At 51.4% G+C, this 19,096-nt stretch carries 15 protein-coding genes; 12 read left to right on the top strand and 3 right to left on the bottom strand.

Annotated features, from left to right (window positions below; translation table 11 throughout):
- The first annotated feature begins 2 nt into the window (after nucleotides 1-2).
- From KDD30_RS10185 to sucD, 5 genes are all read left to right on the top strand, one after another.
- Entirely contained in the window at nucleotides 3-716 is a 714-nt protein-coding gene (locus KDD30_RS10185) for a succinate dehydrogenase iron-sulfur subunit (protein ID WP_211645771.1), read from the top strand.
- A 101-nt stretch (nucleotides 717-817) separates the two neighbouring features.
- A complete protein-coding gene (gene sucA, locus KDD30_RS10180; protein ID WP_211645770.1) occupies nucleotides 818-3,631 on the top strand; it encodes a 2-oxoglutarate dehydrogenase E1 component in 2,814 nt (937 codons plus the stop codon).
- A 32-nt stretch (nucleotides 3,632-3,663) separates the two neighbouring features.
- Nucleotides 3,664-4,875 (top strand): 2-oxoglutarate dehydrogenase complex dihydrolipoyllysine-residue succinyltransferase, encoded by a 1,212-nt coding sequence (gene odhB, locus KDD30_RS10175; RefSeq protein WP_211645769.1) that lies wholly within the window; start codon nucleotides 3,664-3,666, stop codon nucleotides 4,873-4,875.
- Between the two features lie 128 nt (nucleotides 4,876-5,003).
- The gene (gene sucC, locus KDD30_RS10170; RefSeq protein ID WP_211645768.1) at nucleotides 5,004-6,170 is read left to right on the top strand and encodes an ADP-forming succinate--CoA ligase subunit beta; all 1,167 of its coding nucleotides are present in this window, start codon (nucleotides 5,004-5,006) and stop codon (nucleotides 6,168-6,170) included.
- Nucleotides 6,170-7,042: a succinate--CoA ligase subunit alpha gene (sucD, locus tag KDD30_RS10165; RefSeq protein ID WP_211645767.1), complete on the top strand. Its 873-nt coding sequence runs from the start codon at nucleotides 6,170-6,172 to the stop codon at nucleotides 7,040-7,042. Before sucC ends, sucD begins: the two co-directional genes overlap by 1 nt.
- A 140-nt stretch (nucleotides 7,043-7,182) precedes the next feature.
- On the opposite strand, the gene KDD30_RS10160 is transcribed toward sucD, so the two are convergent.
- Entirely contained in the window at nucleotides 7,183-7,731 is a 549-nt protein-coding gene (locus tag KDD30_RS10160) for a hypothetical protein (RefSeq protein ID WP_211645766.1), read from the bottom strand.
- Nucleotides 7,732-7,919: 188 nt separating this feature from the next.
- Nucleotides 7,920-8,912, bottom strand: a complete 993-nt coding sequence (locus KDD30_RS10155; protein WP_211645765.1) for a 2-hydroxyacid dehydrogenase — start codon at nucleotides 8,910-8,912, stop codon at nucleotides 7,920-7,922.
- A 177-nt stretch (nucleotides 8,913-9,089) separates the two neighbouring features.
- Between KDD30_RS10155 and KDD30_RS10150 the strand changes: the two genes are divergently transcribed.
- The 5 genes from KDD30_RS10150 to udp all read left to right on the top strand — a co-directional run bounded on the left by KDD30_RS10150 (nucleotide 9,090) and on the right by udp (nucleotide 14,717).
- Entirely contained in the window at nucleotides 9,090-10,409 is a 1,320-nt protein-coding gene (locus KDD30_RS10150; protein WP_211645764.1) for a DUF945 family protein, read from the top strand.
- Between the two features lie 146 nt (nucleotides 10,410-10,555).
- Entirely contained in the window at nucleotides 10,556-10,972 is a 417-nt protein-coding gene (locus KDD30_RS10145; protein WP_211645763.1) for a CBS domain-containing protein, read from the top strand.
- A 211-nt stretch (nucleotides 10,973-11,183) separates the two neighbouring features.
- Nucleotides 11,184-11,396 carry a hypothetical protein gene (locus KDD30_RS10140; protein WP_211645762.1) on the top strand — a complete coding sequence of 71 codons (213 nt, stop codon included), beginning with the start codon at nucleotides 11,184-11,186 and terminating at the stop codon, nucleotides 11,394-11,396.
- Nucleotides 11,393-13,663 carry a zinc/cadmium/mercury/lead-transporting ATPase gene (locus tag KDD30_RS10135; protein ID WP_249199122.1) on the top strand — a complete coding sequence of 757 codons (2,271 nt, stop codon included), beginning with the start codon at nucleotides 11,393-11,395 and terminating at the stop codon, nucleotides 13,661-13,663. Before KDD30_RS10140 ends, KDD30_RS10135 begins: the two co-directional genes overlap by 4 nt.
- A gap of 286 nt (nucleotides 13,664-13,949) precedes the next feature.
- On the top strand, nucleotides 13,950-14,717 hold the full coding sequence (gene udp, locus KDD30_RS10130) for a uridine phosphorylase (RefSeq protein WP_211645760.1): 768 nt from the start codon (nucleotides 13,950-13,952) through the stop codon (nucleotides 14,715-14,717).
- 233 nt (nucleotides 14,718-14,950) lie between these two features.
- Here udp and KDD30_RS10125 read toward each other — a convergent pair whose 3' ends face one another.
- Entirely contained in the window at nucleotides 14,951-16,117 is a 1,167-nt protein-coding gene (locus KDD30_RS10125) for a Card1-like endonuclease domain-containing protein (protein ID WP_211645759.1), read from the bottom strand.
- Between the two features lie 310 nt (nucleotides 16,118-16,427).
- Between KDD30_RS10125 and treR the strand changes: the two genes are divergently transcribed.
- Together treR and treB are read left to right on the top strand one after the other, a co-directional pair.
- On the top strand, nucleotides 16,428-17,378 hold the full coding sequence (gene treR, locus KDD30_RS10120; RefSeq protein ID WP_211645758.1) for a trehalose operon repressor TreR: 951 nt from the start codon (nucleotides 16,428-16,430) through the stop codon (nucleotides 17,376-17,378).
- 249 nt (nucleotides 17,379-17,627) lie between these two features.
- Nucleotides 17,628-19,058: a PTS trehalose transporter subunit IIBC gene (gene treB / locus KDD30_RS10115; protein ID WP_211645757.1), complete on the top strand. Its 1,431-nt coding sequence runs from the start codon at nucleotides 17,628-17,630 to the stop codon at nucleotides 19,056-19,058.
- Nucleotides 19,059-19,096: the final 38 nt, after the last annotated feature.

Genomic DNA, 19,096 nt, shown 5'->3' with positions numbered 1-19,096 from the left:
ACATGAAACTGAATTTCTCGATTTACCGCTATAACCCTGATGTCGACAACGCGCCGCACATGAAAGGTTACACGTTGGAAGTGCCAGAAGGCTCCGACATGATGGTTCTGGATGCACTGATTCTGCTGAAAGAGCAGGATCCATCGCTGGCTTTCCGTCGCTCTTGCCGTGAAGGCGTTTGTGGTTCAGATGGTATCAACATGAATGGTAAGAACGGTCTGGCGTGTATTACACCGCTGTCCGCACTGACCAATCAAAAAACGATTGTCATTCGTCCGCTGCCAGGCCTGCCTGTTATTCGTGACCTGATCATCGATATGGAGCAGTTCTACACCAACTATGCGAAGGTGAAGCCGTTCCTGATCAATGAAGGCGAGCATCCGCCAGCGCGGGAAAATCTGCAGTCGCCGGAAGAACGTGCGCATCTGGATGGCCTGTATGAGTGCATCATGTGTGCATGTTGCTCGACGTCTTGCCCGTCTTTCTGGTGGAATCCGGACAAATTTATTGGTCCGGCAGGCCTGCTGGCGGCATATCGCTGGCTGATTGACAGCCGGGATACTGCAACAGAAGAACGTCTTTCGGACCTGGATGACGCATTCAGTGTCTTCCGTTGCCACAGTATTATGAACTGTGTCAGCGTTTGTCCGAAAGGTCTGAATCCGACAAAAGCAATTGGTAATATTCGATCCATGTTGCTTAAGCGTTCGGTGTAATTGAATAGAATTATCGATATGCCGGCCAAGATGATTGGCTGGCTTTTCAGCCCGGTGATGAGCCGGTGCAAGTGGCGATAACAAGTGGTTAAGGGAAAACAATGCAGAACGGCGTTATGAAGGCTTGGCTCGAGTCTTCACATCTGGCTGGCGCCAACGCAACTTACGTAGAAGACCTCTACGAGTTGTATCTAAGCGACCCAGAATTAGTTGACGAAGAATGGCGTCACGTTTTTAGTGAATTGCCTGTCGTGGATGGTGCTGTTGTTGATCAGCCTCATTCACGTGTTCGTGATTATTTCCGGCGTTTAGCGAAAGAAACGACCTTTTTAAGTGCTAGCGTCAGCGATCCTGATGTTGATGCCAAACAGGTGAAGGTATTGCAGTTGATTAACGCATACCGTTTCCGTGGCCATCAGCATGCGAACCTGGACCCGCTGGGATTATGGCAACAGGAAAGAGTTCCTGACTTAGATCCTGCTTACCATAACCTGACAGCGGAAGATTTTGACCAAAGCTTCAATGTAGGTTCCTTTGCCACGGGCAAAGAGACGATGAAGCTGTCTGAGATCTACGACGCGCTCAAAAAAACCTATTGTGGTTCGATTGGCGCAGAGTACATGCACATTACCGATACAGAAGAAAAACGCTGGATTCAGCAGCGTCTGGAATCTGTGGTCGGCCAAGGCACGTTCACTCAGGAAGAGAAGATGACTTTCCTGGATGAGCTGACTGCGGCGGAAGGTCTTGAGCGTTATCTGGGGGCAAAATTCCCAGGTGCGAAGCGTTTCTCACTGGAAGGGGGCGATGCCCTGATCCCAATGATGAAAGAGCTGATCCGGACTGCAGGTCATAGTGGTGTGCGTGAAGTCGTGATTGGGATGGCGCACCGTGGCCGTCTGAATATGCTGGTCAACGTGCTGGGTAAAAAACCTCAGGACCTGTTTGACGAGTTTGCGGGCAAGCATGGTGAATCCTGGGGGACCGGTGATGTGAAATATCATCAGGGTTTCTCTGCTGACTTCGCGACACCGGGCGGTGATGTTCACCTGGCACTGGCCTTTAACCCATCTCACCTGGAAATTGTGAATCCTGTTGTTGTGGGCTCTGTCCGTGCCCGTCAGGATCGCCTGGGTGATAAAAATGGCTCAATGGTTCTGCCGATTACCATTCACGGTGACTCTGCAATTGCGGGTCAGGGGGTTGTTGCTGAAACCTTCAACATGTCCCAGTCTCGTGGTTACAGAGTAGGCGGTACGATTCGCATCGTGGTCAACAACCAGATTGGCTTCACCACCTCCAACCCGCTGGACACCCGTTCAACGCAATACTGTACTGATATTGCGAAGATGGTTCAGTCACCGATTTTCCACGTGAATGCAGACGATCCGGAAGCTGTGGCTTTTGTCACCCGTCTGGCGCTGGATTTCCGTAACGAATTTAAGCGTGATGTTGTTATTGATCTGGTGTGTTACCGCCGTCATGGTCACAACGAAGCGGACGAGCCGAATGCGACTCAGCCGCTGATGTACCAGAAAATCAAGAAACATCCGACGCCACGTAAGATCTATGCCGACGCTCTGGTGGATGAGAAATTCATCGAGGCAGAAACGGCAACCTCGCTGGTGAATGAATATCGTGATGCGCTGGATCGCGGCGAGTGTGTCGTGAAAGAGTGGCGTCCGATGAAGCTTCACTCTGTTGACTGGTCTCCGTACCTGGGTCACGACTGGACCGTTGAGTGGCCGAATACCATTGACCGCCAGCGTTTACACGAGCTGGGCCAGCGTGTTTGTCAGCATCCTGACAGCCATAAGCTGCAAAGTCGTGTGCAGAAGCTGTACAACGACCGTCAGTCGATGGTTGCCGGTGAGAAAGCCGTTGACTGGGGCATGGCTGAAATTCTGGCTTATGCAACGCTGGTTGACGAAGGTCACCGTATCCGGATTACCGGTCAGGATTCCGGTCGGGGTACTTTCTTCCACCGCCATGCGGTATTGCATAACCAGACTGACGCCAGCACTTATATGCCACTGGCGAACATTCATGATAAACAAGGTCCGTTCCAGGTCTTCGACTCTGTTTTGTCTGAAGAAGCGGTTCTTGCATTTGAATATGGTTACGCCACCGCAGAACCAGGCGGTCTGACGATCTGGGAAGCTCAGTTTGGTGATTTCGCCAACGGTGCTCAGGTTGTGATCGACCAGTTCATCAGCTCTGGTGAGCAGAAATGGGGCCGTATGTGCGGTTTGACCATGCTGCTGCCACACGGTTATGAAGGCCAGGGTCCGGAGCACTCCTCTGCACGTCTGGAGCGTTATCTGCAGTTGTGTGCTGAACAGAATATGCAGGTTGTCATTCCTTCAACGCCGGCACAGGTGTACCACATGATCCGCCGTCAGGTGCTGCGCCCAATGCGTCGTCCACTGATTGTGATGTCTCCGAAATCCCTGCTGCGTCACCCGCTGTGTACGTCCAGCATGGATGAATTGGCTGATGGTAACTTCCAGCCAGCGATCGGCGAAGTGGATGCACTGGATGCGAAACAGGTGAGGCGTGTTGTGATGTGTTCAGGCAAAGTGTATTACGATTTGCTGGAACAGCGTCGCAAGCGCGAACAAACCGATGTCGCGATTATTCGGATTGAGCAGCTGTATCCGTTCCCGAAAGAGGACGTTGAAGCTGCACTGGCGGACTATCAGCATGTCACCGATTTCGTTTGGTGTCAGGAAGAGCCGCAAAACCAGGGGGCCTGGTACAGCAGCCAACATAACTTCCGTGCCGCCCTGCCTGCAGGTGCGCAACTGACATACGCCGGCCGCCCTGCATCCGCATCGCCTGCCGTTGGTTATATGTCAGTACACTTGAAACAACAGAAAGCGTTGATTGACGACGCATTGATCACAGAACAATAAACCCAGAGCTGGAACAAAAAGGACAAACTGAGATGACAATCGAAATTCTGGTTCCCGATTTACCTGAATCAGTAGCAGATGCAACCGTAGCAACCTGGCACAAAAAACCGGGTGATGCAGTGAGCCGTGACGAAGTTCTGGTCGATATCGAAACTGACAAAGTCGTGCTGGAAGTGCCAGCGCCTGAAGATGGCATTCTGGAAGCGATTTTTGAAGAAGAAGGTACCACGGTACTGACCAAGCAGCTGCTGGGTAAGATCAAAGCTGGCGCAGTCGCCGGTGAACCAACCAAAGATGTGCCTGCAAGTGCTGAAGCGTCTCCGAACAAGCGTTCAACCGCGTCATTGTCTGAAGAGACCAGCGATGCACTGAGCCCTGCTGTCCGCCGTCTGATCAGCGAGCATGGCATTGATGCTTCGGCTGTGAAAGGCACTGGCGTGGGTGGTCGTATCACCCGTGAAGACGTTGAAGCCTTTGTGAAAGGCGGCAAATCTTCGGCTGCAGCACCCGCTGCTGAAGCGAAAGTGGAAGCACCTCTGGCACACCGCAGCGAGAAACGCGTGCCGATGACTCGTCTGCGGAAGCGTGTGGCAGAGCGTCTGCTGGAAGCGAAGAACAGCACCGCAATGCTGACAACCTTCAACGAAGTTAACATGAAGCCGATCATGGATCTGCGTCAGCAGTACAAAGACATCTTTGAAGAGCGTCACGGCATCCGTCTGGGCTTCATGTCTTTCTACGTGAAGGCTGTGGTTGAAGCGCTGAAGCGTTTCCCGGAAGTGAATGCATCAATTGATGGTGATGACATTGTTTATCACAACTTCTTTGATGTGAGCATCGCTGTGTCTACGCCACGTGGTCTGGTGACTCCTGTCCTGCGTGACTGCGACAAGCTGAGCCTGGCTGAGATTGAAAAAGGCATCCGTGAGCTGGCAATCAAAGGCCGTGACGGTAAGCTGACTGTGGATGAACTGACTGGTGGTAACTTCACGATTACCAATGGTGGCGTCTTCGGTTCACTGATGTCTACACCAATCATCAACCCGCCACAGGCTGCGATTTTGGGAATGCACAAAATCCAGGACCGTCCAATGGCGGTGAACGGCAAGGTCGAAATCCTGCCAATGATGTACCTGGCGTTGTCCTATGACCACCGTCTGATTGATGGCAAAGAGTCTGTAGGCTACTTGGTGACGATTAAAGAGCTTCTTGAAGACCCAACGCGTCTGCTACTGGACGTGTAAACCGCGCTGAAGCTGCCGCCACCTGTTATGGTGGCGGCGTTTAGCCGGAATGACTGAAGAAGAAATACCCAAGAGTATTTCAATGGATATAACACGTCCCACAGGGATTAGATAACGGATAGAACATAATGAATCTGCACGAATATCAGGCAAAACAACTTTTTGCTGAGTATGGCCTGCCAGTTCCTGAAGGCTATGCATGTGATACCCCACAAGAGGCTGCGGAAGCGGCTGGTAAAATTGGCGGCAACAAATGGGTTGTCAAATGTCAGGTTCACGCGGGTGGCCGTGGTAAAGCGGGTGGCGTTGAGCTGCACGACAATAAAGAAGGCATCAAAGAATTCGCACAAAAGTGGCTGGGTAAAAACCTGGTGACTTATCAAACAGACGCAAACGGTCAGCCAGTGACAAAAATTCTGGTTGAAGAAGCGTCGAACATCGCTAATGAACTGTACCTGGGTGCAGTGGTCGATCGTGGTACACGCCGTATCGTGTTCATGGCATCGACTGAAGGTGGTGTAGAAATCGAGAAAGTTGCGGAAGAAACCCCGGAACTGATCCACAAAGCTGCCATTGATCCACTGGTTGGCCCTCAGGCTTATCAGGGTCGTGAGCTGGCATTCAAGCTGGGCCTGAAAGGCGATCAAATCAAGCAGTTCACTAAGATCTTCATGGGTCTGGGTGAGATGTTTGCCCGCTACGATCTGGCGCTGTTGGAAATCAACCCGCTGGTCATCACTGGCGACGGTAACCTGCTGTGTCTGGACGGTAAAATCAACATTGACTCCAATGCGATGTACCGTCAGCCAAAACTGCGTGAAATGCACGATGCTTCTCAGGAAGATGCCCGTGAAGCACACGCTGCACAGTGGGAACTGAATTATGTTGCTCTGGACGGTAACGTTGGCTGTATGGTCAATGGTGCTGGCCTGGCGATGGGTACAATGGACATCGTGAACCTGCACGGTGGCAAACCTGCAAACTTCCTGGATGTTGGTGGCGGTGCAACGAAAGAGCGCGTCGCAGAAGCATTCAAGATCATCCTGTCTGATGACAACGTCAAAGCCGTTCTGGTGAACATTTTCGGTGGGATTGTCCGTTGCGACATGATCGCAGAAGGCATCATCGGCGCTGTGAAAGAAGTTGGCGTGACTGTTCCGGTTGTGGTTCGTCTGGAAGGGACGAATGCGGATCTGGGACGTGAAGTGCTGGCGAAGTCAGGTCTGGATATCATTGCAGCTGAGTCGCTCACCGACGCTGCTCAGAAAGTTGTTGCTGCTGCGGAGGGCAAATAATGTCTGTATTAATTAACAAAGACACCAAAGTAATTTGCCAGGGCTTCACTGGCGGCCAGGGTACTTTCCACTCTGAGCAGGCAATTGCATACGGTACACAAATGGTTGGTGGTGTGTCTCCGGGTAAAGGTGGCACAACGCATCTGGGTCTGCCTGTGTTTAACACAGTCCGTGAAGCCGTTGAAGCGACGGGTGCAACAGCCACTGTGATCTATGTGCCTGCACCTTTTTGTAAAGATGCCATTCTGGAAGCAATTGACGCGGGTATTCAGCTGATCGTCACGATCACAGAAGGTATCCCGACAACGGACATGGTTGATGTGAAAGTGAAGCTGGATGAAGCTGGCGTTCGCATGATCGGTCCAAACTGCCCGGGTGTGATTACGCCGGATGAGTGCAAAATCGGTATCATGCCTGGTCACATTCACAAGAAAGGTAAAGTGGGTATCGTATCTCGTTCAGGTACACTGACTTATGAAGCCGTGAAGCAAACCACAGATGAAGGCTTCGGCCAGTCAACCTGTGTTGGTATCGGCGGTGACCCGATCCCAGGTTCAAACTTCATCGATATCCTGAAGCTGTTCCAGGAAGACCCAGAGACTGAAGCGATCGTGATGATCGGTGAAATCGGTGGTACAGCAGAAGAAGAAGCCGCAGCGTTCATTAAAGAAAATGTAACTAAGCCTGTTGTTTCTTATATCGCTGGTGTGACTGCGCCTCCGGGTAAACGTATGGGCCACGCAGGGGCGATTATCTCTGGCGGTAAAGGGACTGCGGAAGACAAGTTCGCAGCACTGGAATCAGCTGGCGTGAAAACTGTGAAGAGCCTGGCTGAAATCGGTAAAGCACTGCGTGAAGTGACGGGCTGGTAAGTCAGACGTTTTCAGGCAAGATTGAGAAACCCGCCAACTGGCGGGTTTTTTTTTCGCTGTAACTGGCTTGGCACAGTCCTGTCGGGAATAAAAAACCCGGCTCGTGAGCCGGGTCTTCAGAAAGTCAGGCAGTCACGCTGTTAGTATTTGAAGCGTGTGGACAGCATGATTTGGTCGCCGTAGACATCGTTAATCCGGCCTTCAACACCCACTGAGAACAGTTCGGTTGCATGGAAACGGCCATAAACAGAACCGAAAGTCTCTTCGATCTGATGGACATTGATGTGGCCAAGTTTTGCGCCGACTTCAAGTTGCGGACCTAACCATTGACGAACACCCAGGTTGACTTCCATCCCTGTTTTGCCGGTTGTGTCGTTAAACTCGGCTTTGTTCTTAATGTTACGCGCTTTCAGTTCACCCGTCAGATCGGCCCAGTTGTTGATTGGTGCATGGAAACCAACACCCAGAGCAATATCCCAATCGCTTTCGAATTCAGAATCAATGCTACCCGTGAAATGAGCATTTGGATGAATAGACTTGCTGAAGCCTGCACCGTAAGTCAGCGGGCTCATACCAATTCTGACTTCAGTATAGTCGTAGCTGAAGTTGCTCATAGTATTTGCCGAGTTAGCTTGTGCTGCGGAAACACATGACAGCATCAGTGCAGCAGCGATAAACGATTTACGCATAAATCTTGATCCAAAGAACAAAAAAGAATTGGGATATTTTAATCAACTCGCCCCGGCAATAACAGTTTGTCTGGGGATTAAGTGCAGACATCCGGAGACAATCGCGTAAAAATGTAGCAAAAATCACATATTTGTGATCATTGACATGGTTTTCAAGAAACAAAAATTCTTAAACGACTGTCCATTTTTTATTGAATTAATTCATTGCCTGATTTTGTGCCCTGCGCAAAAAGGTGCAAGTTCGACAAGGTTGTATCCGCGATATTGCCCAGCGCTTCTTCTGTTAAGAACGCCTGATGCCCGGTAAAGAGCACGTTATGGCATGAAGACAGACGGCGGAAGACATCATCCTGAATAACGTCATTGGATTTGTCCTCAAAGAACAGATCTTTTTCGTTCTCGTAAACATCGACGCCCAGCGCGCCAATCTTCTGGCTTTTGAGGGCTTCGATCGCATCCTTCGAATGGATCAGTTCTCCCCGGCTGGTGTTGATAATCATCACACCATCTTTCATTTTGCTGAAAGCGGCAGCATCCAGCATGTGGTAGTTTTCTTTGCTCATCGGGCAGTGCAGGGTAATCACATCGGCTTGAGCGTAAATATCGTCGAGTGAGGTGTAGGTTGCACCCAGTTTGAGGGCTTCCGGGTTTTCAAATGGGTCGTATGCCAGCATGTTCATCCCCAGACCTTTCAGGATGTGCATGGTCGCAATTCCAATCCTACCGGTGCCAATCACCCCCACGGTGCGGCCATAGAAATTAAAGCCGGTTAAACCGTCCAGCGAAAAGTTCGCATCCCGGGTGCGCTGATAGGCACGGTGGATTTTCCGGTTGAGGCTGAGCATGAGGCCCACGGTATGTTCAGCAATCGCTTGCGGGGAATATGCAGGCACCCGAACGACCTGGACACCGTAGAGCTTCGCCGCTTCCAGATCGACTTTGTCAAATCCGGCGCATCGCATGGCAATGATCCGAACGCCGAACAGAGACAAGGCCTCAATGACGGGCTTACTCAGATCGTCGTTCACAAAAGCGCAGACCGCATCGAATCCGTGTGCCAGTTTGGCGGTTTGCAGGTTCAGTTGAATATCAAAATAATCCAGATCCAGTTGGAATTGCTGATTACTTTTATGAAATGAAATCTGGTCGTACTTTTTAGCACTGAACACGGCGACTTTCATCGGGGGCTCCAAGACAAGTAAAAATGTGATCTTGCCAAACTTTCCCACAGACGATGCGGGATGACAAGCGGAATAGTTTTTGTGTTCAAGTCATAAAAGTGATTGATCCATAGAGCAAAGATAAGGTTTGTAATACACTCTTTGCATCAATTCTGTAAACAATACTTGGATAAATCAATGTTAGGAAAAGTGGGTGCGGTCGCTGGCGCTGTTGTCGTCGCTTTATGCTGGCCTTTAGCTGTGGGTCAGATCGGAGAGCGAATTTTTCAGGACACCGTGGGTGAATACGACAGCCCTTATGTTTCGGTGACGACGGAAAGCTATGATCGGGGCTATCTCCAGTCTCGTGCGGTGTCGAAAATTGCCGTGAAATCCAGCTGGAAAGATTTGTTTGAAGAGCAGGGCTGGCCGACTGAATGGCAGGTTGCTCACGAGATTCATCATGGCCTGTTCGGGATGACGGCGGATAGTACTCTGGTTCTTGATCAAACGGTGACTCCTCAGGTCCATGCCTGGTGGGGCAGCGATGTGGTTCCTCTGACGCTGAAAACATCCACTTCCCTTACCCGGAAAACCGATTTGGCGCTGACGCTGAATCCGTTTGTTTATGATGATCAGGAAGGCAACCGCTTTACGACGCAACCCCTGACATTCACCGGACATGTCACTGCGGATGGCCACAGCACATTCGGTTACGCCCTGAAAGACGCCCAGTTGCAGACGGTTGCGAATGAAAGTATGCAGCTGACAGGCTTGCAGGGCGGCGGTCTGGGCTATCTGGATGATGGCTTCTGGATTGGTGATCAGCACCTGAGTGTCGAGTCTCTGGCATTCCGGGATGATCTGTCCGAGATGGCAGTTCAGATGAACACGATTCAGGCGACGACGCTGAATCAGCTGACTGAAGCGAAAAAGGCAACTGAAGCGCAACCTGCAGTTCCCTCCGTACTGAATAACAGCAATCAGCTGAGTATTGGTACCATTCAGGGCATGGACGGCCAGGAGTATCAGAATTTCAATGTCGAGCTGTTGTTCACAGACCTGAACTACGATGCGATAACTCGCTTGGGTGTTCTGTCTGATGATCTTGAAGGGGAACTGGCCCCGGAACAGCTGGAAGAGATTGCATTAGCGCTGGATTTACTGGTGGCGAAGGGGCTGACTTTCAACCTCAAAGATATCAGCCTCATGGCCCCGGAAGGGCCGTTAAAAGGCAATGTCCGGTTAACGGTACAACCAGGATTGGCGCGTGCATCGCAAAATCTGGCTCAGATTACGTCTAAGCTCGATGGCGAGATTTACTTTGAAGTGCCGTCGGTACTCATCGATGAAATGTTAGGAGCGGCTTCTCCGACAGAGCAACTGGTGGAAAGTGGTTTATTGACCCTTCAGGACGACAAAGCGATTTTCTCGGTCAAAATTGAAGGCGATAAAGTCATTTTAGCGAATGGCGATCAATTGCCGCTGGCTATGTTAATGATGTTCTTCCTTTCTTAAGGATGATTCATCGTCAACAGCAATGAATAAAATAGATTTTTTCGATTTAGACTTTTGCCCGAAATCGACGACACTTAAGTTATCGGTGCAGGGACAACACGCAAGTCCTGCCTGCGAATCCAAAAAGAATCATTCAGGGGGAATGCATGGAGTCGATCAAAGTCCGAGATTATATGAATGCGCGGCCAGTCACCTTCGAAGCGAGCATGTCTTTGTCTAAGGCATTGGACAAAATGCTCACTTCCAAGCAAATCGGCGGTCCTGTCATTGACGAGTACCGCCATGTTGTTGGCTTTGTGTCTGAACAGGATTTTATTCAGAAGCTGTTGAAAGTCGGTTATCACTGTCAGGATACCCACACTGTTGGCGACGTCATGCGAACCGAAGTGCTGACGGTGAGTCCGGATACCAGCATTATTCAGCTGGCGGAAACCATGTCGGCACAGAAACCGAAGTTGTATCCTGTGGTTGAAGGCGGACGTCTGGTTGGGATCATTACCCGACGGAATGTGCTGACAGCCATCAGTGATCAAATTGGTGACTGTTTCAAGCATCCGGTCTAACCCTGCCACTGTGTTTGAAAGGCGCTGAACTCAGCGCCTTTTCATTGCCACCTCTCAACCACTGCCTATACGGTGATGATTGTTTCGCGACTTTGCGACGTGCCTCTTGACTTGGATTGGAGCAACTCAAAATCCCCTTGACCTTGGAGTTACCTCTAAGGTTTATAGTGAATGCAGAACGCACCGCTAGACTCAAATGGAGGAGAAATAAATGTGCGCACAGTGTCATAATAAAAAAATGCATGTTCACAGCGTGAAACCTGCCGGTAATCAAACCAGTGTCCGGGTGGAGCAGGGCGTTTCCTGTTGTACTGAAACAGCTGTTGTCTCTGCAACCGGTGAATCCGGTGGCTGCTGTAGCGGCGGCTCCGGGGGGATCCGGAAGACGGTGACCCCGCCGGGCGAACCCAAACTGTTTCTTTGATTGCCGAGACAAAACCATCGTCTTTGTCGAGAATCAACCACCTCAAACCTGCCAGAATGACGGCTGAAGCAGCGCTTTCAGTCTCAGTACCATTTGCCAAATCATCTTCTCAACCTTCTGCTACACATACCACATCACCGGTCAGTGATTCGTCACAACCTAAATTCAGTTGGCAAATTCAGGGAATGGATTGTCCGAGCTGTGCCGGTAAGCTGGAAAAAGCCATTCTGGCTGTTCGGGGTGTAGAGAGCGCAACCGTGACATTTGCGACTGAAAAGCTGTTTGTGACCGGTGATTCTGACACCTTGATGGGTGATGTAGAGTCGGCAGCGAAAGCGACCGGATTTCCGTTGATTCGTCCAAGTCAGGGAAAAGCAGCGGAAACGGGCAACTGGATCCAAACCTACGGGATGCTGACGCTGACCGCAGTGATGATTTTTGTCTCGTATCTGATCTCTCTGAAATCAGAGAGCTTTGGGCTGGCCGCATTTACGGCGACGACGCTGGTGGGCTTAGTGCCAATTGCACGAAAAGCATTTCAGCTGGCGAAGCGGGGATCCCCATTCTCCATTGAAACCCTGATGAGCGTTGCTGCACTCGGTGCGTTATATCTCGGGGAAACGGCGGAAGCGGCCATGGTCTTGCTGTTGTTTTTACTCGGGGAGCAACTGGAAGGATATGCTTCAGCCCGTGCCCGGAGTGGCGTGAAAGCGCTGATGGCACTGGTGCCGGAAACCGCCAGACGGGTGGAAGCCAATGGTGAATTGAAAGAAGTCCCCGCGGATCAGCTGCGTCCGGGAGATATCATTGAAGTGGCACCGGGCGCCCGCTTACCGGCAGATGCGGTGTTACAGGATCCGACTGCCAGTTTTGATGAAAGTGCAATGACGGGGGAATCCCTGCCGGTTGAACGCCTGGCAGGGGACACGGTGCTGGCAGGCTCTTTGTCAGTCGAGCATCTGGTTCGCCTGAAGGTGACATCTGAACCCGGAGAAAATGCCATCGATCGGATTCTGCATCTGATTGAGAATGCCGAAGCCAGCAAAGCGCCGATTGAACGTTTTATTGACCGGTTCAGCCGCTGGTACACCCCGGCGATGATCTTACTGGCGGCGCTGATTGTTCTCATCCCGACCGTGATTTTCGGTCAGTCCTGGGATGAATGGCTGTACAAAGGTCTGACACTCTTACTGATTGCCTGTCCGTGTGCGCTGGTGATTTCAACCCCGGCGGCGATTACTTCGGGCTTAGCGGCGGCAGCACGTCGCGGGGCCTTAATTAAAGGCGGGGCCGCGCTGGAACAACTGGGACAGGCTGAAGTCATTGCGTTTGATAAAACCGGGACTTTAACGCAGGGAAAACCCCAGGTAACAGATATTGTGGCCTGGGAAGGCACAGAATCTGAATTACTGGCGCAATCGGCCGCGGTTGAAATGGGCTCACTGCATCCGCTTGCGAATGCGGTGATTGAAAGGGCAAGCCAGCATGGGGTCAAGGTCCCACAGGCTGAATTGCGCAAAGCCCTCCCGGGCCGGGGTGTGCAAGGTCAGGTGGGGGGCAAGGTGATTCAGCTACTGGCGCCGGACCGGCTCGACCGTCAGATAGTTCTGACCACTGTGCAGCAGCAAGCCGTTGATCAACTGAGCGATGCAGGAAAGACCCTGGTTGTCGTGCTGCGCGATGGCCAGCCTGTGGGCTTGATCGCCTGGCGGGATAACTTGCGGGAAGATGCGAAGCAGGCTGTTCAGCGTCTGAAAAGTATGGGGGTGAATTCCCTGATGCTGACCGGAGATAATCCGCGGGCTGCAACGGCGATTGCCTTTGAAGTGGGGATGGATTTCCGTGCTGGCCTGTTGCCTGAGGATAAAGTACGCGAAGTGGCACAATGGAGCCAGAATCATCGGGTTGCCATGGTTGGTGACGGTATTAACGATGCGCCAGCCATGAAAATGGCTCATGTTGGCGTGGCCATGGGAAGCGGAACGGATGTGGCGCTGGAAACGGCCGATGCAGCTTTGACGCACAATCGCCTGAGTGAATTGCCGGAGATGATTCTGCTGTCTCGCAAAACGCTGGCCAATATCCGTCAGAACATCAGTCTGGCATTGGGGCTCAAGCTGATTTTCCTGGTGACGACTTTGCTGGGGTGGACCGGCCTGTGGCTGGCTGTGCTGGCAGACAGTGGCGCCACGGCGCTGGTGACGGTCAACGCCTTGCGATTACTCAGGTTTAAACCCGAATCGTCGGAGACGGATGTCTCTGGCTAACAGTCAAGCATTGGCGTGAAGCCGGTACATGTTGTACCGGCTTTTGTGTTTCGGGCTCAGATTTGAGGGATGTCGGGTGAAACCAGATTCATCATTTCATCATTAATGTGATCTATGATCTCTTTTGCGATTTGAGTTACATTGGGCTGTCATATTGTTGTGATCACCGTCAATAATATCCCGGTGGTGATCCGCTATGGTTAGCGGGTATTCGAGAGTTCAAGTTGTTGAATAAGATCCCATAATAGGCCGCCAGAAAGCAGGCCACACAATGAAGGATAGAATTATGTCTGAGAACGCTGTTTTCCATCTGGGTGTTACCAAATCTGATCTTCAGGGCGCGGAAATTGCCATTATTCCGGGTGATCCGGCGCGTGTTGAGAAAATTGCCAATCTGATGGATGAGCCAGAGTTTCTGAACAGTGCCCGTGAGTACACGCTGTACCGTGCGAAACTGGACGGAAAATCTGTTGTTGTGTGTTCAACTGGTATCGGTGGCCCGTCCACGTCAATTGCTGTGGAAGAACTGGCGCAACTGGGCGTGCATACTTTCCTGCGTGTTGGCACCACGGGTGCGATTCAGCCGAACATCAATGTGGGTGACATGATCGTGACGACTGGTTCTGTGCGTCTGGATGGTGCCAGCCTGCACTTTGCTCCAATGGAATTCCCGGCTGTTGCTGATTTTGAGGTGGCGACAGCGATGAAAGAAGCCTGTGACGCAGAAGATACTGCTGTTCACACCGGTGTAACGGCGTCCAGCGATACCTTCTATCCGGGTCAGGAGCGTTACGACACATTCTCTGGCCGTGTGGTCCGCCGTTTCCAGGGCTCAATGCAGGAATGGCAGGATATGGGTGTCCTGAACTTTGAAATGGAATCTGCAACCTTGCTGACCATGTGTGCAAGTTCTGGTCTGCGTGCTGGTTGTGTGGCAGGTGTGATTATTAACCGGACTCAAAAAGAAACCCCGGATCACACAACGCTGAAAGAAACGGAAGCTCGCGCAATTCGTGTGGTTGTGGATGCGGCACGCCGGATGCTGAACAAGTAACTGGCTAGCGATGATTGAATAATACCAATCGCAGTAAATCACTGGTCATCCTAGCTTGTTCAAATGCTCGATAACTGCGTTAGATTTTTTGATTGTAGAATCACTACTCATCTAAAAAATCCGCTTTGTTCTCAAACATTTTTCCTGCACTATTTCTGATCACTGACTGACTTTGATTGGTATCAAAAAACCGATGCTGTGTTGCATCGGTTTTTTGATGGTTGTGTCTGGCTTTACAGCATGCGGTTGGCTTGTCCGCCAGCGGCTTTGAACCAGGTATGGAGATGTTGTTCCAGATCGCCTAATTGCTCGGGTCCAATAATCGCCAGTCCCAGATCTTCGGCCCGAACCAGATCGTGATGGCGCAGCGGACGGAAGCTGACCAGCATCGCGCGAGCCTGCAGGCCGCCGAGTAAATCTCTCAGGGATTCAAGTTTGTAGAGCGTGTCATCGCCGTCATCCCGCATCCCTTTGGTTTTGCATTCAATGATGTGCAGCTTGTTATTGACGACAGTAGCCACATCCAACTCATTGCGGACCTCGCGGTCACCAATCTGACGATAGACCTGAACACCCAGAGAGTGATCCTGAATGGTCGGCAGTTTGCTCTGAATCGCACGTACGGTACTGTGAACCAGGTTTTCTAACCATTCACCGTTGGCAAAGCGTCTTGCTTCTTCGTGCTTGAACGTCAGAATGCCATTGTCGTAAGCGGCCAGTCCGGTGTCCTGTAAGTCGTGAATCAACAGGCCCAGTTCTTTGTAGCCTTGCTGCTTTTCACTCAGCTCAACATCCAGTTTCTGTTCTTTACGGCAGGTGGTGGCCAGATAATTCAGCGTCGCCAGACCAGGCCCAAGCTCCAGTGCAGCACTGGCCCAGCGTTGTCCTAAATCCCACAATTGCTGATTGAGCGCTTCCGGGACTGTGGTTTCCGGCAGTTCAGCGCGTGCGCCGAAAATGGTGAGATAGTCGGTGAGCTGAATTCGGTCTTCCACCTGCTGCTGCTCACGGTCGGCCGGGTAGAGCCAGCACATTTCGTCACTGTAGGGTTCGATGACATAAATTGGCCACTGGTAACTGCGGAAAACTTCATAGGCCGAAAGTAAACGGTGTCGCAGACCGCAGCTGGCGTTGAACCACACGTCCTGACCTTTTTCTTTCAGGCGCGTTGCGAGTTCGTTGAGCCGGCGGCGCAGCGTCGTGATATTGATAGAGTCTGGGATCGTGAAAAATTCGGTCTCAATATCCCTGGGCGTCAGGATGGAACTGAGCCGGACATAAGTTTCCTGCTGTGATTCCGTTCCAATAAAAATCATCCGGCTGGCCGGAACGCCATGGTCTAAAAGCGGGGTGATCAACCGGACCGGGTCCTGATCAATAATGCCAACATGAGTAATCATAATTATCCTTAGTGCTTCGGCTGATACCACAGCAGTGAGAGGCAACGGCTTTTCAGCAGGTATCAGAAGACGCTTGTGTCTGTTTTTTTATATGGGTACGTTGAAAACTTATTTCAAGCACTTTAAAAAAGTATCGGATAAATCAGGGATTTTTGTCGGCTGATTGTCAATTTGCTGCATTTTTTATGTAAGCAGTTATACCTGAGAAAGACATTGCAATTGTGGTGCAGACAGAGAAAATAAGGCGTTTCGCGGCCAGACCGACTGACCCACAAAGACGAATAACGTCTGCGATATGATTGAGAGCCCTATGACACAAAAGCTGACTATTTTAGATATCGCGAAGCTCGCCGGTGTTGGCAAGTCGACCGTTTCCCGAGTGCTGACGCAAGATCCCCGTGTAAAACCAGCCACTCGGGAAAAAGTCGAGCAAGTGATTCGCGAATCTGGCTATGTGCCGTCAAAATCCGCGCAGTCGATGCGTGGTGGCAGCAGTAAAGTCATTGGGGTTATTGTGTCACGTCTGGATTCTCCGTCCGAGAATAAAGCCATTCGTGGCATTCTCGAGGTCATCTACGGAGCGGGCTACGATGCGGTGATCATGGAAAGCCAGTTCTCTGCCGAAAAAACCCGTGAGCACCTTGCCGTGCTGGAAAAACGTAATGTCGATGGCGTGATTGTGTTCGGATTCTCCGGTTTTGAAGACAATCTGCTGGACCGGTTTTCACAGCGGGCAGTGGTCATTGCCGTCGATACTCAGGCGGTGTCGTCGGTCAGTTATGACAACGAAGGCATGATTCAGCTGGCAATGGCGCAACTGACGGAAAAAGGGCTGACTGCCATCAGTTACATTGGCGTGGACCCGTCAGACCGGACCACGGGCAGGTTGCGTCTGGACGCTTATCTGGCGGCCTGCCGGAAACATCGGTTGTCGGCTGTGTATCAGACGGGTGAGCTGAGTTATGACAGCGCCTATGCTTTAACGGACAAAGTCCTGAAAGAAGAAACACAGGCGATTGTCTGTGCCAGTGACACGCTGGCCATGGGGGTCGCGAAACGACTGCAGGAGTTACAGCGGACAGAAGTGACCGTCTCCGGCGTAGGGGCGACCGATCTGCTCAGTTTTATGTTCCCGAATACCTTCAGTATTGATCCCGGTTATTTTGAAGCCGGAGAACATGCTGCCCGGTTGTTATTACAGCACTTACAGCACAATGCAGCGATCACGCATTTGATACAACATGCCAGCTACCCGGCCTGATTTCCCTTTCTGAACAATACAGCCTGTCCTGAAGAGCGTTCGTGAACACGTTCGTGAACACGTCCGTGAACGTGACCCAGGTTTCATGACTATCCTTGAACTGACGATCATTCGTGAGTTATCCCACACTTTGGGAACATTCCCATTTTAAGTCACTGTCGATAGGTTCATCATGAACAAAAAATAAATGGGAATGTTCCCATTTCTAGAGAGATAAAAAATACCCTGTACCTACAGACGGATAATGGCATGAGTAAAATTGACCCACAACAAGTCGCACAACTTGTCACCCACATTGGAGGGGAGACAAATATCGTCAGTGTCAGTCACTGTCTGACACGACTACGTTTTGTATTACAAGACCCGAAACAGGCGGATGTGGCCGCGTTGGAAGCGATTCCCATGGTGAAAGGCTGCTTTACCAATGCGGGGCAGTTTCAGGTCGTGATCGGCACCGAAGTTGATCAGGTCTACAAGCAACTGAACAACCGGTTAGGCGAAAAGACGGTCAGTAAAGATGAAGCGAAAGTTGCAGCCCGGCAGAATATGAGCTTGCTGGAGCGCGGTATTTCCCATCTTGCAGAAATTTTTGTACCGCTGCTGCCTGCCATTATTACCGGTGGTCTGATTCTGGGCTTCCGGAATGTGATTGGCGATATTGCCCTATTTGATGGCAAAACCCTCACCGAAACTAGTCCGTTCTGGGCTCAGGTCCACGCGTTCCTGTGGCTGATTGGCGAAGCGATTTTCTTCTTCCTGCCGGTTGGGGTGTGCTGGTCAACGGTGAAAAAACTCGGCGGCACACCGATTCTGGGGATTGTGCTTGGGATAACGCTGGTCTCCCCTCAGTTGATGAATGCGTACCTGATCGGCAAACAGGTGCCGGAAGTCTGGGATTTCGGCTGGTTTGTGATCGAAAAAGTCGGTTATCAGGCGCAGGTGATTCCGGCCATGCTGGCGGGAATCGCACTGGCGTTCATCGAAACCCGTCTCAAGCGTATCATCCCGGATTACCTCTATCTGGTGGTGGTGCCTTTTATTTCACTGATTACTGCGGTCGTGTTGGCGCATGCGCTGATTGGCCCGTTTGGCCGGATGCTGGGCGATGGCGTCGCTTATGTTGCGAAAGCCGCGATGACGGGTGATTTTGCGATTCTGGGCGCCGTGTTGTTTGGTTTCCTTTACGCACCCCTGGTGATTACCGGGATTCACCACACCACCAACGCAGTGGATCTGCAACTGATGCAGGATATGGGCGGCACGCCAATCTGGCCACTGATTGCTTTGTCGAATATTGCACAGGCCTCCGCCGTGGTCGGGATTATCCTGATCAGCAAAAAAGAGAATGAGCGTGAAATTTCAGTGCCTGCGGCCATCTCGGCTTATCTTGGCGTGACGGAACCGGCCATGTATGGCATCAACCTGAAGTATAAATTCCCGATGCTGTGTGCCATGACTGGCTCAGCACTGGCGGCTGCCCTTTGTGGCGGTGCCGGTGTGATGGCAAACGGGATTGGCGTTGGGGGGCTGCCGGGTATCCTTTCGATTCAGCCGCAGTACTGGCTGATTTATCTGCTGGCGATGCTGGTGGCCATCGTGGTGCCACTGGTGCTGACCTTGGTGATGTACAAACGTGCTGCCGCCAAAGGGCAACTGAATTCACAACCACAAACAGTATAAACGTCGTCTCACGGCAGCCAGACTGCCGTTTTTCCAAA

Origin of the sequence: Photobacterium sp. GJ3 (assembly GCF_018199995.1) — a bacterium.
In the GTDB taxonomy this organism is placed as follows: Bacteria; Pseudomonadota; Gammaproteobacteria; order Enterobacterales; family Vibrionaceae; genus Photobacterium.
This window is presented reverse-complemented; position numbering and strand designations above follow the sequence as displayed.